This window comes from Viridibacillus sp. FSL E2-0187 (genome assembly GCF_038006425.1).
Classification (GTDB): Bacteria; Bacillota; Bacilli; order Bacillales_A; family Planococcaceae; genus Viridibacillus; species Viridibacillus arvi.
In genome coordinates this window covers 2,659,397-2,676,421 of the sequence record NZ_JBBOVG010000001.1, presented here as the reverse complement: position 1 = coordinate 2,676,421, position 17,025 = coordinate 2,659,397, and the positions used below count along the sequence as shown (strand labels likewise).

The 17,025-nt window shown below is 36.5% G+C and carries 15 protein-coding genes; 11 read left to right on the top strand and 4 right to left on the bottom strand.

Annotation, left to right across the window (positions count from 1 at the left end; translation table 11 throughout):
- Positions 1-82 precede the first annotated feature (82 nt).
- The 4 genes from MHH85_RS13100 to MHH85_RS13085 form a co-directional block, all read right to left on the bottom strand.
- Positions 83-847 carry an SDR family NAD(P)-dependent oxidoreductase gene (locus MHH85_RS13100; protein ID WP_340707419.1) on the bottom strand — a complete coding sequence of 255 codons (765 nt, stop codon included), beginning with the start codon at positions 845-847 and terminating at the stop codon, positions 83-85.
- A 116-nt stretch (positions 848-963) separates the two neighbouring features.
- Positions 964-2,310 carry an APC family permease gene (locus MHH85_RS13095; RefSeq protein ID WP_227752017.1) on the bottom strand — a complete coding sequence of 449 codons (1,347 nt, stop codon included), beginning with the start codon at positions 2,308-2,310 and terminating at the stop codon, positions 964-966.
- Positions 2,311-2,399: 89 nt separating this feature from the next.
- Entirely contained in the window at positions 2,400-2,528 is a 129-nt protein-coding gene (locus MHH85_RS13090) for a hypothetical protein (RefSeq protein ID WP_255511512.1), read from the bottom strand.
- A gap of 819 nt (positions 2,529-3,347) precedes the next feature.
- On the bottom strand, positions 3,348-4,472 hold the full coding sequence (locus tag MHH85_RS13085; protein ID WP_340707418.1) for an amidohydrolase: 1,125 nt from the start codon (positions 4,470-4,472) through the stop codon (positions 3,348-3,350).
- Between the two features lie 181 nt (positions 4,473-4,653).
- Here MHH85_RS13085 and MHH85_RS13080 point away from each other — a divergent pair, with 181 nt between their 5' ends.
- The 11 genes from MHH85_RS13080 to MHH85_RS13030 all read left to right on the top strand — a co-directional run bounded on the left by MHH85_RS13080 (position 4,654) and on the right by MHH85_RS13030 (position 16,983).
- Positions 4,654-5,103: an Lrp/AsnC family transcriptional regulator gene (locus MHH85_RS13080; protein ID WP_193739052.1), complete on the top strand. Its 450-nt coding sequence runs from the start codon at positions 4,654-4,656 to the stop codon at positions 5,101-5,103.
- A gap of 97 nt (positions 5,104-5,200) precedes the next feature.
- Complete coding sequence (locus MHH85_RS13075; RefSeq protein WP_340707417.1) at positions 5,201-6,049, top strand: M55 family metallopeptidase; 849 nt, start codon at positions 5,201-5,203, stop codon at positions 6,047-6,049.
- 36 nt (positions 6,050-6,085) lie between these two features.
- Positions 6,086-7,012: an ABC transporter permease gene (locus tag MHH85_RS13070; protein ID WP_340707416.1), complete on the top strand. Its 927-nt coding sequence runs from the start codon at positions 6,086-6,088 to the stop codon at positions 7,010-7,012.
- A gap of 3 nt (positions 7,013-7,015) precedes the next feature.
- Positions 7,016-7,957 carry an ABC transporter permease gene (locus MHH85_RS13065; RefSeq protein ID WP_340707415.1) on the top strand — a complete coding sequence of 314 codons (942 nt, stop codon included), beginning with the start codon at positions 7,016-7,018 and terminating at the stop codon, positions 7,955-7,957.
- Positions 7,958-7,970: 13 nt separating this feature from the next.
- Complete coding sequence (locus tag MHH85_RS13060) at positions 7,971-9,017, top strand: ABC transporter ATP-binding protein (RefSeq protein ID WP_340707414.1); 1,047 nt, start codon at positions 7,971-7,973, stop codon at positions 9,015-9,017.
- Positions 9,010-9,960, top strand: coding sequence for an ABC transporter ATP-binding protein (locus tag MHH85_RS13055; protein WP_193739057.1), 951 nt, complete (start codon positions 9,010-9,012; stop codon positions 9,958-9,960). The genes MHH85_RS13060 and MHH85_RS13055 overlap by 8 nt, the downstream gene beginning before the upstream one ends.
- A 27-nt stretch (positions 9,961-9,987) precedes the next feature.
- Positions 9,988-11,616, top strand: coding sequence for a peptide ABC transporter substrate-binding protein (locus MHH85_RS13050; RefSeq protein WP_340707413.1), 1,629 nt, complete (start codon positions 9,988-9,990; stop codon positions 11,614-11,616).
- Positions 11,617-11,777: 161 nt separating this feature from the next.
- A complete protein-coding gene (locus MHH85_RS13045) occupies positions 11,778-12,155 on the top strand; it encodes a DUF3899 domain-containing protein (RefSeq protein ID WP_340707412.1) in 378 nt (125 codons plus the stop codon).
- Positions 12,156-12,204: 49 nt separating this feature from the next.
- Entirely contained in the window at positions 12,205-14,019 is a 1,815-nt protein-coding gene (locus tag MHH85_RS13040; RefSeq protein WP_340707411.1) for a S9 family peptidase, read from the top strand.
- 35 nt (positions 14,020-14,054) lie between these two features.
- Complete coding sequence (locus tag MHH85_RS13035) at positions 14,055-15,362, top strand: amidohydrolase (protein ID WP_340707410.1); 1,308 nt, start codon at positions 14,055-14,057, stop codon at positions 15,360-15,362.
- Positions 15,363-15,771: 409 nt separating this feature from the next.
- Positions 15,772-16,983: a NupC/NupG family nucleoside CNT transporter gene (locus MHH85_RS13030; protein WP_340707409.1), complete on the top strand. Its 1,212-nt coding sequence runs from the start codon at positions 15,772-15,774 to the stop codon at positions 16,981-16,983.
- Positions 16,984-17,025: the final 42 nt, after the last annotated feature.

The following is a 17,025-nucleotide window of genomic DNA, read 5'->3' as shown; positions in this document are numbered from 1 at the left end:
AATTTTTATTGTGCAATTAACTTTAGACTTTCAAATAAGATGATGAATATAAACTTGTTTAATTAGTTTTACCTCTTTAGTACTATGCACCTGCTGTTATGCCACCATCAGCAATTACAGGAGAACCAGTCATACAAGATGAATCATCTGAAGCTAAGAATGTTGCTACTTTAGCGATTTCACTTGGGTTGATTGCACGACCAATTGGTTGAATAGAAGATAAGTCTTGTAATACTACATCTCGACCACCATATAACTCAGCATGTGCATCGTTTAAAGTCGTATCTACCCAACCTGGGCAAATACAGTTGACTCGAATGTTGTCTTTTGCGTAATCCAAAGCCATCGCTCTTGTTAGCATTAAGATAGCACCTTTTGAAGCTACATAAGCAGATAAGCGTGGTTCTGCTACGAAACTGTTAGCTGAACCCATGTTAATGATTGAACCTTTACCTTGCTTCTGCATAAGTGGTACAGTATGTTTACCCATTAAGAATTGGGATTTAACATTGACATCCATTGTACGTGTCCATGTATCTTCTGATAGTTCAGTTACTGCACCTGGAATGTTAATAGCTGCATTGTTACATACTACATCTAGTTTACTAAACTTCACAAGTGTGAAGTTTCTAAGTGCTTTAATACTATCCTCAGATGATACATCTGTTTTATGGAAGTATACATCGTACCCCTTTTCTTGTAGTTCAGTTGCAAGTGCATTACCTTCTGTCTCTAGTAGGTCAGCTATTACTACGCTTGCACCTTCTGTTACGAAATCTCGAACGATGGCTTCTCCGATACCTCGTGCTCCGCCTGTTACGATTGCTACTTTTCCTTCTAGTCTCATAATATTCTGCCTCTTTTCAATTTGAAATATTTAGAATATAGATTACAGGAGAAGTGTGTATTTCTACTCCTCCTCCATAAAAATGTACTATTTAGTGTTGTTTTTACTTTTTTGTCTTACATGTTCTTAATTTCAAAACCACTTTCTTTATACCCCTTTGTTTTGATAAAGCCAATAATAGCACCTGAGATTAACCAAGCGAAACCTATAATTAATGTTGTCTTATCGAACCCCGACCAAACGAATGCGCATATAGCGAACCCTATGAACGGGAATAAGAAGTGGAAGAAGAATCCTCGGACACCTCGCTCCTTCTTCTTGAAGTAAAAGTAAATGACCGTTGATAGATTCAATACCATGAAGGCTGTTACTGCACCGAAATTTACTAACATTAAAATTGTCATTATATCAACAGTTAGAATCATAATAACTGAGACTATTACAGATAGGATTATAGCATTTATAGGTGTTTTATAATTTGGATGTATTTTTCTCAAGAAAGTTGAGCCTGGAATCATGTTGTCTCTACCCATTGAGTATAATACACGCGATACGGCAGACTGTACGTTTAATGTCACCGCTAAACCTACCGCTATTACGTTAATTATGATCATTGCTACATAGAAGTATTGTCCGCCTATTTCTTTTGCAATATCAAACATTGCCATGTCTGGATCTAAATCTTTATACCCTTGATGAGCTAATGAAGCCATGTATGACTGAATTAAGAATAACGCCGCTGTTGTTGCTAATGCTATAATAGTTGCCTTACCTACTACTTTTTGAGGATTTTCTACCTCTTCTGATAGTGTACTGATACCATCAAAACCTACGAAACCTAATAGAATCATAGACGATGCTGTTGCAACGAATTTCCAGTTAATATGCTCAGGTTGGAAAAATGGTTGAATAGAGAACCCTCCGAAACCTAAACCGTCAATGAATACAAATTTAATCGCAAAACCTATAAATACGAATAACGCTATAATTTGTACGATGAATAAGAATGTATTAACTTTAGCATTTAACTGTATACCCCTAATATTGATTAAACCCGTAATACATATAAAGACGACTGCTAAGACTTTAATGTTTATGTCAGGGAATAAACCAGATAACCATAAGCCTGAGAATAAACACATCAAGGCGGGTGCGAGAATGTAATCAGATAACATAATCCAACCTGCTAAGAAACCAACATGTGGATTTATACCCTTTCCTACATAAGTGTAAATCGAACCTGCAGATGGAAAATCTTTACTGAATCGAGCGTAACTCAATGCTGTGAAGAACATTAAAACTGCACCGATTAAGTATACAAGAGGAACCATGCCGTAACTTGCCTGTGATACAGAACCAAACACCTGATATGGTGCGAGTGGCGACATCGTAATCATACCAAATATAACCAAATTCCGCATGGTAAGACTTCTTTTCAACTCCTGTTGTTGTGGTAGTTCCATGTGTTTACCTCTTTTCTATTTAGTTTTCTAAGTATCGTATTCCATTTGTACTTTAGTACTGTCCTAATACCAGTAAATACTAAGGTAGACTAGCTAATTTCAATAGAATTGATACTATCTAAAGTACGTATTTGTGGTGTTAATGGAAGACTAGTTTCATTAAAATCAGCGCCTTCAATACCAACACCTTCTTCAGAAACTATCCAGTACCATTCCAAATTACTCCGTTTTTGATTGCTAGCATTCTAAAACCCCCAATTTTTATAAAAAGGATTGTAATATAAAGATAGTTAATACAAATAATCTCTAATATTCCTTTTTCAGATAATATAGTTTTTTCTGAATATTGTAAAGAGGAACTAAATGTTTATATATTCTTGATTCCAGTAGTGAAGAGAAAATAAAAAGAGAGAAGGGGTTATTTGGAATATGAAGAGTATGATTTAGATAACGGTATTATTTAGGATCTATCTAAAGACGGTCGTTTATCCTTTACTGAATCATCGATACGTCTACAAGTGACAGAAAAAACTATTCGCTTATGCTATAAGAATTTATTAGACAAAGGATTCCTTAAAATAGTAGAAATAGAAATCAGAAGATTCGGAATCTTTTTAGCGGAAGCATTGGAAATGGATGAAAGTCCTATTAGACTATCAATCACGGCACAATATTTACCTTAATTAAAAAGAGATGTTAAAGCAAATTATTTCTAACCATGTTTGATGGTATTATTTAAGCTAATGATAGAGGGGGAAATTAGTAACTGCAATGTGAATTCTGGATTGGAACATTATTAAAAACTTCTTTAGATTAAGCTGGAATTAATACGAAAATCAAAATAGTGAGCCTTACCACAATTACTATTGAGGTAAGGCTCACTTAGTTTTATTAAGTAGCGCTATTCTAACATTAAAGTTATTAAGTAATATCTCAATTTTTATATTGCAATTAACCTTAGACTATTCAAAAAAGATAATGAATAGAAATTTTAGGGACTAAGTGTACTAATTCTTCTTAATACTGAATTAGTATAGTCAATTAACAACTTCACCATTAATAAATACTTTTTCAACCTTACTGTTTAGGTCGAATGGATTACCACTCCAAATAACAAAGTCAGCATCTTTATTCGGTAAAATCGACCCGACCCGATCGTCAACTCCAAGGTGTTTAGCGGCGTTTAATGTAATGGCTTGCAAGGCTTGTTGTTCGGTTATTCCATTTTTAATTGCGTGAATAGCGCTTGTTACTAGATATTCAATACCAACGACTGGATGATCTGTAGTAAGAGAACACGGAATTCCTGCATCTAAAAGCGTTTTGATTGTAGACCATTTCTTATCTTTTAATTCCACTTTTGAACGTGTTGACATAGTGGGTCCTACAGATACTCGCACATCATGTTTTGCAATATAATCAGCGATATGATGCCCTTCAGTACAGTGCTCGATCGTTACATTAATATCAAATTCACGTTTAATGCGAAGTACTGTTAAAATATCATCTGCTCTATGTGCATGAACGCGCAAAGGAATCTCTTTATTTAAAACTTTAGCCATATTTTCTAAATCTAGCTTTCTATCCTTTTTCTCAGAGTTGATATAATTTTGTGCCTCAATTAACTTCTCGCGTATTAAGGCAGCAACCCCCATTCTAGTAACCGGCATTTTTCCCTTAGATCCATGAAATCTTTTAGGATTTTCCCCTGTTGCTGCTTTCATTCCAGAAGGTGATTTTATCACCATCTCATCGACAATGGTACCAGCTGTTTTTAATACAACCATCTCTCCTCCGATTACATTAGCACTTCCTGGCATTACTTGAACTGTTGTTACCCCAGCTTTACGTGCATCTGCAAATCCAATTTCCATAGGATTAATACCATCTAAAGCACGTATTTGTGGCGTTACTGGATGACTTGTTTCGTTGAAATCGGCGCCTTCAATACCAACACCTTCTTCAGAAACTCCAAGATGAGTATGTACATCTATTAAACCAGGTGTAATGATTTTTCCTTTAGCATCAATTACTGTATAGGCTTCTGTTATTTCCGCCTCAGACTCTATTTTTTCAAAAACCCCATTTTTTACGAAAATAACGTGATTTTCTAGAGAATCACCATTACCATTCCAAATTATTGCATTCTTAATTGCTATCATTCCAAAACCTCCAATTTTTATAAAAAAAGGATTGCAATATAAATATAGTTAATATAAACTAATCTCTAATATTCCTTTTTCAGATAATATAATTTTTTCTGAATATTGTAAAGCGGCACAAAATACTAAAATATTCCTGATTCCAGTAGTGAAGAGAAAATAGAAGGAGAGAAGGGATCACTTGAAATTTGAAGTCGATGAGTTAGATCACGGTATTATTAAGCATCTATCTAAAGACGGTCGTTTATCTTTTACTGAATTAGCGATACGTCTGCAAGTGACAGAAAAAACTATTCGCTTACGTTATAAGAATTTATTGGACAAAGGATTCCTTGAAGTAGTAGGTGTAGTAAACCCTTTAGCAGTAGGACTTAAAGCAGGAGCAATTATTCAAGTCAAGGTGAAAGCGAATTCAATCTCAAAAGTAATTGAAGATTTAAAGGAGATTAGAGAGATTCGTTTTATCACTCTGACGTCAGGGGAATTTCCTATACTTTTTCAAATAACAGTGAAAGATCAAATAAGAATTACGGAAATTCTACGTGAAGTCAATAAAATTGAATGTATTACTGAAGTCAATACAATCATTCAGCTTGAGGTACACAAAAACACATTTGAATATATTTTCTAAAAATCCGAAAAAATTTTTCAGAATAATCTGTGATTTGTGTAAGGAGAATAATAAAGCTTTAGCTTTTTTATAGAACAATGCAAGGGGGTAGGCAACAATGAAAATTTTTATTTCAGCTGATATGGAAGGGATTTCAGGTGTAGCAACTAACCAACAATTGAAAACTCCTTCTGAATATCAACGTTTTCGTAAGCTTATGACAGCGGATGTAAATGCAGCTATTGAAGGTGCCATTAATGGAGGAGCTACAGAAGTGGTGGTGGCAGATGGGCACGGTAATATGTCCAATATCCTTATCGAAGACTTAGACATACGGGCTAGACTGGTCTCTGGAAACAACAGAGTAATGTGCCAGCTTGAAGGTTTGGATGACTCTTTTGATGGTATTTTGTTTGTCGGTCATCATGGACGCGAAGGGGGCTCTGATGTAGCAGTTATTAGTCATACATTAGCAGGGATTTGTGTGAATGAAATGACAATCAATGGTCAGGTAGTCGGTGAAACAGAGATGAATACTTATGTAGCAGGTGCATTTGGGGTGCCACCATTGTTTATTAGTGGTGATGATGCGTATGTGAACGAGGTGTTAGAAACATTGCCTAATATCGAAGCAGCTATTACTAAGCGTGCAGTAGACCGCTTTGCTGCAGAGTTAATTCATCCTGAGATAGCACGAGAACAAATACGGCAAAAAGTTGAGGTTGCAGTAAAAAATGCTGCTAGCCAAAAATCAGTTGTATTATCGGGACCTATTACATTTGAAATCGAATTTAAAGGATCGCAACAAGCAAAAATGACAACAACTATTCCTAGTGTGGAATTAATTGGTCCGAAGAAAATACGCTTTACTTGTGTTGACATGATTACAGCTTATAAACATATGTGGGGCTGTGTAATTATTGCCATGGCAGCAACAAACGGAGTTTTAGGAAGTGTCAATACATAATAAGTTGACGTAATTAGAACGGGGGTGTAGTTAGGTATGTATATTGTAAAAAGATTTATGACAATGATTCTTACCATCTGGGTCATAGCTTCATTAACATTTTTTATCATGAATATGATTCCTGGAGATCCATTTGCATCAGATGCAGATGTACTACCTAAAGAGGTAGTAGAAAATATGAGAGCTAAATATAACTTAGACGAACCAGTACCAGTTCAATATGTCCTGTATTTAAAAAACTTAGTTATGTTGGATTTAGGACCATCCATTAAATCCGAATCGCGTACCGTAAATGACATTATAGCATCAGGATTCCCAGCCTCTGCTACGCTCGGAATACAAGCGATAATTGTTGCGCTCGTCTTTGGGCTCTTACTAGGGATCGTCGCAGCATTAAATCATAATAAATTACTCGATAATGCCGCTATGATCTTTGCCATCATCGGTATATCGGTACCTAGTTTTATATTATCGCCATTGCTAATCAATATTTTTGCAGTGAAGTTTGGAATGCTCCCCGTAGCTTCTTGGGGCACTTGGCAACATTCTGTACTCCCTACATTAGCACTTGCAACAACACCATTAGCGGTTGTTGCTAGATATATGCGTTCTAGCATGCTGGAGGTAATGAACCAAAATTATATTAAAACGGCAGATGCAAAAGGATTATCTACCATTAAAATCGTGCTAAATCACGGAGTTCGAAATGCGATTTTACCGGTTGTATCCTTCATTGGCCCATTATTTGTCTCGTTAATTACAGGTACATTTGTTATCGAAAAAATATTCGCAGTCCCAGGTATAGGTAAATACTTCGTGGATAGTATATTTAATCGTGATTATCCCGTCATCATGGGGACAACCGTGTTCTTCAGTACAATCTTAGTTGTCACTTTATTTTTAATCGATATTTCTTACCGTTTTATTGATCCAAGAATTAAGCTGACTAGCAAGGGGGATTAGCAGATGGTAAAAGTATTGAACGATTCTCTGTTTCGTCCAGTAGATCCAAGTAAGTTGCAGACAGATGAAATTCAACGTCCTAGCTTAGGAGTTTTTAAGGAAACTCTCTTTAGTATCCTTAAAAATAAATTAGCCATAATAGGACTTTTTCTTTTAGTCGTAATAATCTTTTTAGCACTTTTTGGACCATCGATGGTTCCATATAGTGGCTCCCAACAAAATCTAACAAATGTCAATAAAGCGCCTTCGGGAGAGCATTGGTTCGGAACTGATAACTTAGGTCGTGATATGTGGAGTAGGACGTGGCAGGGTGCACGTGTATCTTTAACTATTGGCTTTATAGCAGCGATTGTTGATTTAGTTGTAGGAGTAATAGTCGGTGGAGTTTCTGGTTATATGGCTGGAAGAGGGAAATTTGGAGATCGCGTTGACAGTTTGTTAATGAGAATTGTAGAAATTTTATATGGAATTCCTTATTTACTCGTAGTAATCCTTTTAATGGTTATCATGGAACCAGGTATAACCACTATCATAATAGCTTTATCTATTACTGGTTGGGTTGGAATGGCGAGAATTATAAGAGGACAAATTTTACTACTAAAATCTCAGGAATATGTTTTAGCTGCAGAAAAACTTGGTACTTCTCATGTCAAAATTATTTTGCGTCACTTATTACCAAATACTATGGGAATTATCATCATAAATTTAACATTTACGATTCCTACAGCTATTTTCGCAGAGGCCTTTTTAAGCTTCTTAGGACTTGGAGTACAAGCTCCTTTTGCTAGCTGGGGAACGATGGCTAATGATTCGCTTGGGGTTATATTAAGTGGACATTGGTGGAGATTGTTTTTCCCTGGATTCATGATCGCACTGACGATGTTTGCATTTAACGCCTTTGGTGATGGAATACAAGATGCACTCGATCCAAGAGCTCGTAAGTAGGAGGTACAAAACTATGAATCATTTACTAGAAGTTAATAATTTAGAAATCAATTTCAAAACATACGGCGGAGAAGTAAAGGCAGTAAGAGACGTCTCTTTCCATGTTGATAAAGGGGAAGTAGTTGCCATTGTTGGTGAAAGTGGTAGTGGAAAAAGTGTCACTGTCCAATCTATCATGGGACTAATTCCAACACCTCCAGGCATTATTAAAGGCGGCAGTATTAAATTCCAAGGAAAAGAACTACTAAGAGCATCAAAAAGAGAAATGAGAAAAGTAAAAGGGTCTAAAATCGGCATGATATTTCAAGATCCAATGACATCATTGAATCCAACGATGATTGTGGGTAAGCAAATAGCTGAAGGACTCATTACTCATCAAAAAATATCTAAACAAGAGGCCAAAAAGAAAGCGATAGAAATGATTAAGCAAGTAGGGATTCCAAATCCAGAGGAGCGTTACAACCAATTCCCACATGAGTTTAGTGGAGGTATGAGACAACGCGTAATGATTGCAATTGCACTTGCTTGTAATCCGGAATTACTTATTGCGGATGAGCCGACAACAGCCCTTGATGTAACTATTCAAGCACAAGTATTAGAGTTAATGAAGAAATTGCAAAAAGACACTCAAACAGCGATTATTCTCATTACTCATGATTTAGGTGTGGTGGCAGAAACTGCTCAACGTGTAATGGTGATGTATGGTGGGATCATGGTTGAAAGTGCAACCGTTTTTGATTTATTCGAAAACCCAAAACATCCGTATACATGGGGGTTGTTGAACTCGATTCCAAACTTAGAAGGAACTGAGAAAAAACAATTAATACCTATAGAAGGCTCACCACCGGATCTTTTTTCTCCGCCAAAGGGATGTCCGTTTGCACCACGATGCAAGTATGCAATGGATATCTGTTTAGAAGAAATGCCAGGAGACTACCAAATTGATGAATCACATTCTGCACGATGCTGGCTAAATGATTCTCGAGCACCCAAAGTGGAAATGCCTTTTACTCTAGAAAAGGAAAAAACAGTTACAGTTGGGGGTGAGAGTATTGACTAAGAATTTAGTAGAAATCCAGTCTTTGAAAAAATATTTTAAAATTAAATCGGATGTTACTGTTAAATCTGTTGATGATATTTCATTCTACATCCGAAAAGGAGAAACGTTTGGTCTTGTTGGAGAGAGTGGTAGTGGCAAGTCTACTTTAGGGAAAACACTTGTTGGGCTCCAGGCAGCATCAGATGGGGATATCATTTACAACGGTCAAAATGTTAAACAATTAAATAAAGAAATGAAAAGAAATGTAAATAAAGAAATGCAGATTATTTTCCAAGATCCACATGCATCTCTAAACCCTAGAATGCGAGTGGGCGACATTATTGCTGAAGGAATCGATGCCTATAAGCTTTTTAGTGGCAAAGAGCGTACAAATCGTATTTATGAATTATTAGAGCGTGTTGGTTTAAGTCCTCAACATGCGAAACGCTATCCACATGAATTTAGCGGTGGACAAAGACAACGAATTGGCATAGCTCGAGCATTGGCAGTAGAACCAAAGTTTATCGTCGCGGACGAGCCTATTTCTGCACTCGATGTCTCTATTCAAGCACAAGTTATTAATCTTTTAGAAGATCTAAAGGTATCAGAAGATTTGACTTATCTATTTATTGCGCATGACCTAGGTATGGTAAAACATATTAGTGATCGAATCGGTGTTATGTATTTAGGTAAGATGATGGAATTAAGCAATAGTGATGATATGTTCACGAATCCATTACATCCATATACACAGGCATTATTATCAGCTATACCGAAAACAAATCCACGCGATGCAAAAAGAGAGCGAATTGTCCTTGCTGGTGATCCACCAAGCCCGACTAATCCACCTAGTGGTTGTCGATTCCGAACGAGATGCCCACATGCGATGGAGGTGTGCGCATTGCAAGAGCCTCAGTGGAAAGAAGTAGAGAAAGAGCATTGGACGGCTTGTCATTTATATTAATATGAATAGAAAGAAGGAGGAAATAAAATGAAAAAATGGATATTGACATTACTTTTAGTGCTAGTAACAGGCTCTGCTTTGGCAGGGTGTTATGGTGGAGGAGCCGATGATTCATCAAATGGAGATAAAGTAGATAAAGGTAACATTAAACAAGAAATTGTCGTAAATGCGAGTAGCGAACCACCGGCAATTGACCCTGCTAAGGCAACAGATACAACTTCTGGTTGGGTACTAGATCATATTTTTGAAGGTCTATATACTCGTGATAAAGATGGTAAGCCGGTTTTAGGAGCAGCTAAAGATGTGAAGACATCTGATGACGGAAAGACTTATACGTTTACTCTTCGTGATGACGCAAAATGGTCAGACGGTTCTCAAGTTACTGCAGGTGACTTCGAATATGCTTGGAAAAGGGTTTTAAATCCCGAAACTGGTAGTGCGTTTTCATTTTATCTTTATTATATTAAAGGTGCAGAAGAATACAACAAAGGTAAAGGTAAAGTGGAGAATGTTGGGGTAACAGCTGTTGATGATAAAACTCTTGAAGTCGAATTGAATGCGCCGTTAGGTTACTTCGATAGCTTACTTACATTATGGACGTTCTATCCGGTTCAACAAAAACTGGTTGAAAGTAACGATAACTGGGCTGCAGATGCAAACACATACATTAGTAATGGTCCATTTAAGATGACGGAATGGAAGCATGAAAGTAATGTAGTAATTGAAAAGAACAATGAATACTACGATAAAGACGTAGTGAAATTAGACAAAGTTACTTTCAAAATAGTAAATGAAGCTACAACTTACTATCAAATGTTCAAAACAGGTGAATTGGATTTAATCAGTACATTACCGAGTGATGTTCTAGCAACTGAAAAAGATAATGAAGATTATCGTGAAGAACCTTACTACGGAACATACATGTATATGTTCAATGTTAAAAAAGAGCCATTTACAAATGCAAAAGTTCGTAAAGCTTTCGCAATGTCAATTGACCGTAAAGCATTGACTGAAAATGTAACGTTAGGTGGAGAAACACCAGCGTATGCAATGGTTCCAGAAGGCGCAGAAACACCAGAAGGAGATTTCCGTAAAGTTGGTGGAGATTACTTTGAAGAAAATGCAACAGAAGCTAAAAAACTATTAGCAGAAGGTATGGCTGAAGAAGGCTGGAGTAAGCTTCCAGAAGTAACATTACTTTATAACACTGCTGAAAATCATAAAAAAATAGCAGAAGCAGTACAAGAAATGATTGATCAAAACTTAGGTGTCAAACTTAAACTTAGTAACCAAGAGTGGGGTACTTATTTAGAAACGACAAAACAAGGAAACTTCCAAATGGCTCGTATGGGATGGATTGGTATTTTCGTTGATCCAGTTGTTAATCTTGACTACTACCTAGGTGATAGCCCTAACAACCGTACAGGATGGGTAAATAAAGAATATGATTCCATTATTGCTAAATCAAAAGTAGAGCAAGATGTAAATAAACGCTATGAGCTTTTGCATCAAGCAGAGAAAATTTTGATGACGGATATGCCATTTATGCCTGTAAATTTCTATAAATATAATTACTTAACAAATCCTGACTTTGAAGACATCGCCTATTATGTGAATCGTTTCCCTCAATTAAAATGGGCGGAAAAAACAAAATAAAACAGTTTATTCATAAATTGTGAGTTGTAAATTGATAGAGTCCCTTCGCCAGCAGTTTACCGAAGAGAGCGTAAGCTTTTCTAAGAAGACATGGAATTGTAAGGGGCTTTATCTTTTTTTCTTATAACTAAAACAGATGCAAATTAATACGAGGTGATAGGATGAAAAGATTTTTTATACTTACAAGTGCTCTGTCCATGCTTTGGGGAGGAATTATGTTGCTCTTAAATTGGACACTAACTGAATGGATTAACTACACATTTCTTTTCGGTTTAGCAGCTGCAATAATATCAGCTTGTATTAACATTTGGCAAACTAGATTTCTTAATATGTTTACGAGGGGATTTCGATCACTTGGGCGTTTTATAATTCCTATGAACAAGTCTAGATCACTGGAACGTTCAAATCAGCAGCTCGCCGATGATGCAAATTTAAATCAATTCAAAGAAAAGATAGCCCAAGTATTGTTTTTCTCAATTGGTAGTTTAGCTGCGTCTTCAATTTTCGTAAGCATTATTGGATTAATTATTTACTATTAGTTGAAATACATAAATGTAGATTCTATTTATAAAAAGGAGACTGAAATAAATGATGAATTCGGATCAAATTCTATCTGAGTACTTAAATGTCCGTGGAGGATTCCAGCCTCAAGTGCTCCCAAATCAACAAGCTATTACCTTTATCTCTAAAGAAACTGGAATTCCACAAGTGTGGAAGTGGGATGTGAAAACAACAGAAATTCAACAATACTCAAACCTACCAGACAGAGTTCTAGCGGCATATCATTCTCCATCAGGAAAGCAAACGATCGTTGGTATAGACGAAAAAGGAAATGAAAAGCAGCAATTTCACTTATTGAGGGAAAAAGACCTGTACACAGAGGAACTTGTAGTATCAAAAGAACATTTTCACCAATTTGGTGGCTGGTCTCCTGACGAAAGTAAAATTGCTTTCACAAGTAATCGTCGTCATCCTGGTTACTTTGATGTATTTATCCTGGATGTGGTAACCAAAACAGAGGAAGTAGTTTATCAAGTGGATGGCAATTGTACTCCTATTGCTTGGACAATGGATGGAGAGCATTTAATCATTAGCATGCCTGACACAAATATTGATCAATCTTATTACATACTAAACTTAAAAAAGAAAGAGCTTTGTAAACTATTTGAAGGAAAACCTTTAGCTAGATATCAGTCACTTCAGCAGAGCAATAATGGCGAGAGTGGATTCATTCTTACCGATGTCGGTCAAGATACTTTAGGCATTCACCAATTTAGTTTTAAAGAATCTTCTCAACTACAGGAACTTCTAACATTCGATAAATGGGATATTGAAGAAATTAAATTGTCCCCAGACAATTCTATCCTAGCGTTTACTACAAACGAGGGTGGAGTCTCACTTCTTGGGATTTATGATTTAACAAAACAAAAGCATCATTATATCGAAGGCGTTCCAAGCGGTGTAGTGGAATCTCTAACTTGGCTAAATGATAATGAACTTTACTTTGGACTAAAAAGCCCAATACTTCCTGGTGATATTTGGAGAGTATCTTTGAATGACAATCAAGTAGAACGTGTTACATTCATAGGCGAGGCTGAAGAAGTACAACACTTGTGGCAGCAACCTGAGCTTTGTACATTCTCTTCTTTTGATGGTTTGGAAGTACCTTACTTTTTATATGGTAAAAAGGAAGAAGCTCAGCCGGTAGTAGTGTATGTTCACGGTGGACCAGAGTATCAAATACGTGCTGAGTATAACCCTGTCATTCAGTATCTAGCAGCTAATGGCTTTGCAGTAGCAGCCCCGAATGTACGAGGTAGTATGGGGTACGGACGAAAATACGTGAAATTGGATGATGTACGGAAGCGTATGGATTCTGTAGCTGATTTAAAATGGCTAGCTAACGATTTAGTAAATACGCATGGTGTCGACTCTGAACGAATCGGGATTATGGGGCGTAGCTATGGTGGTTTTATGGTTTTAGCTGCTCTAACACATTATGCTGATATATGGGCGGCAGGAGTGGATATTGTGGGAATATCCCATTTCAAATCATTCTTAGAAAATACAGGAGCATGGCGCAGAAAATTACGTGAATATGAATATGGTTCATTAAAAGAAGATGTTGATTTCTTTGAAGAAATCGCACCATTAAACCATTCCGATAAAATAAAAGTACCGTTACTTATTTTCCATGGCAGAAACGATACCCGAGTTCCTGTTAGTGAAGCCGAACAGCTTACGGAAGATTTAAAAGAGCAAGGAAAGCACGTAGAACTTATTATTTTCGAGGACGAAGGTCACCAAACAGAAAAAATCGAAAATCATATTAAAATGAATACTGAAATCGTTCAATTTATGCAAAAGTTTCTAAAGGTACAGGAAGTCAATTTTAAGTCTTAGTAGGACTTATCTAATTATTAGTCAGGGGAGTGTGGATGATGAAACTATTTACAACTACTTCTAATTTAATTGAGCAAATGGTTGCGTGGAGAAGGGATTTCCATCAGTATCCTGAAACAGGTTGGACGGAATTTCGAACAGCTTCAATAATCGCACATGAATTGAGCATATTAGGGTTTCAAGTACAGGTAGGAAAAGAAGTTGTGTCAGAAGAAAGAATGGGTGTTCCTTCTGATGACGAGTTAGCAGTTTACTATGAAAACGCCAAAAGTAACGGCGGCTACTTAGAATATATGGAAAAAATGGTTGGGGGATATACAGGGGTTGTTGGTACAATTAAAGGAAGAAAAGCTGGTCCAACGATTGCTTTCCGTTTTGATATGGATGCGCTAGATATACTGGAAAATGATGAATTGACACATCTACCGAAACAGTTTGATTTTCGCTCAAAATATGCAGGGAAAATGCATGCTTGCGGACATGATGCCCATAGCGCAATTGGTTTAGGCTTAGCAAAAGTCCTTGCAAATAATGTGGATCAAATTGAAGGTACTATTAAAATTATTTTTCAACCAGCTGAAGAAGGTGTTCGCGGGGCAAAGTCGATGGTCGCTGCTGGAGTAGTAGATGATGTGGATTATTTTTTAAGTATGCATGTAGGGATAAACGTACCATTGGGTACAGTAATAGCTGGTGCAGATGGTTTTTTAGCTACAACTAAAATAGATGCAAAGTTTACTGGTAAAGCTGCACATGCGGGGGCTGAACCTGAAAAGGGGAAAAATGCTTTACTTGCTGCAGCTTCGGCAATACTGGGTCTTCATACAATTACTCAACATAGTGATGGTGCATCACGTATCAATGTTGGAACTTGCATATCAGGAGATGGACGTAATATTGTACCAGCTCATGCCTCATTAAAATTAGAGACACGTGGTGAAAATAACTCGGTTCATACTTATGTACATGAGCAAGCGCTATCTATTTTAGAAGGAGCTTCTAAAATGTATGGAACTGAGCTTTCTTACGAAATAGTTGGCGAAGCTAAAACGTGTGCATCTTCCGAAGAATTAGTTGATATAGTTGGCCTTACAGCTAAAGGTATAGATGGTGTAGAGGAAGTTCTGTTGCGAAGTAAGTTTGCAGGTGGTTCAGAGGATGCAACTTATATGATGGATAAAGTTCAGCGACAAGGTGGACTTGCAACATATGCTATTTTTGGTACAACATTAGCGGCTGGTCATCATCATGAAAAATTTGATATTGATGAAGCGGTATTTCCAATAATTCTAAACACGTGGTTAGAAACAATTGGACGAATTTATGAGTATCAACGTAAATAAATTAAAATGGATAATATGATGTTAATGTAGTTAAAAATGAAAATCCAACTAAGAAAAGTCAAAATCAGTGCAACATTTAAGTCGAAATTTCAATAGTGATTTGACAAAAGTTCTAGTGCTCAGTATGGCACTAGAACTTTTTTTATTGAATTAAATACAGAAAAAATAATTCAACTATAGAATGTGATATTTTTTTTGATTTAGGGAATGACTATTTCTAGATTAGTTATTCATGAGAAACGGTTGTTTTGAAGTAGTTGAAAAGGTTGAGAAATGAGAACAATATTTAATTTTCATCCTTTGTACAATTTGTGAAGAAGCTCACTATGGCTTTCTATTGTTAGATGTTTAATTAAAGTAATTGATAAAAAGTATTGTATTTATACTACATAATAAGAAGGTGTCTAATATGAACGTATTATGGGGAATTTGCGGTATAATTGCTATTCTTGTTATAGCTTTTCTATTATCAAGTTCGAAAAAATCAATTAATTTGCGAACGGTTTTAGGAGGATTAGTAATTCAAATTTTGTTTGCTTTTATTGTTTTGAAATGGGAAACAGGGCGTGAAGGTCTCCTAGCTTTTTCAAATGGTATACAAAATTTAATTTCTTATGCAAGTGAAGGGATTTCCTTCGTATTTGGTCCTGCAGCAGATACAGAAAATTTCGGTTTTGTCTTTGCTTTTCAAGTATTGACCGTTATCATTTTCTTCTCATCTCTAATTTCCGTTTTATATTATTTAGGTATTATGCAGTTCTTTATCCGAATTCTCGGTGGAGCTCTTTCAAGGCTTTTGGGAACTAGTAAGGCAGAATCTGTTTCGGCTGCTGCTAATATTTTTGTAGGGCAGACGGAGGCACCTCTTGTTATACGACCGTTTATAGCAAATATGACAAAATCAGAGCTTTTTGCTATTATGACTGGTGGACTTGCTTCGGTTTCAGGATCAGTTTTAGTAGGATATGCATTATTAGGGGTTCCACTAGAATATTTGGTTGCTGCCAGCTTTATGGCTGCACCAGCAGGATTAATTTTAGCGAAAATCATGATTCCGGAAACGGAGGTTGTGAATGAAGAAAACTTTACAATGGAAAAAGATGATTCATCTGTCAATGTTGTTGATGCAGCTGCACGAGGAGCTAGTGATGGATTAAAACTTGCGTTAAACGTAGGGGCAATGTTACTCGCTTTTATCGCAATAATAGCACTTCTTAATGGACTATTAGGCGGAGTAGGAAGTATTTTTGGATTTAAAGGGTTAACACTTGAGGGGATTTTAGGGTTTATTTTTTCACCACTTGCATTTGTTATCGGTGTCCCTTGGTCAGAAGCAGTTCAAGCTGGATCTTATATCGGGCAAAAGTTAGTGCTAAACGAATTCGTTGCTTATTCTTCTTTTGCACCTGAAATTGCATCATTATCTCCGAAAACAGTAATTGTAGTAAGCTTCGCATTATGTGGATTTGCAAACTTAAGCTCGATGGCGATGTTGTTAGGTGGTTTAGGTTCGATGGCACCGAGCCGTCGCGAAGATGTTGCACGCTTAGGCTTTAGAGCTGTAGCCTCGGGGATGTTGGCTTCATTATTAAGCGCCGCCATAGCAGGCATGTTTTTATAATTTATAGTACGGATTTAAACACAAGCAAGGATATTAATTAGA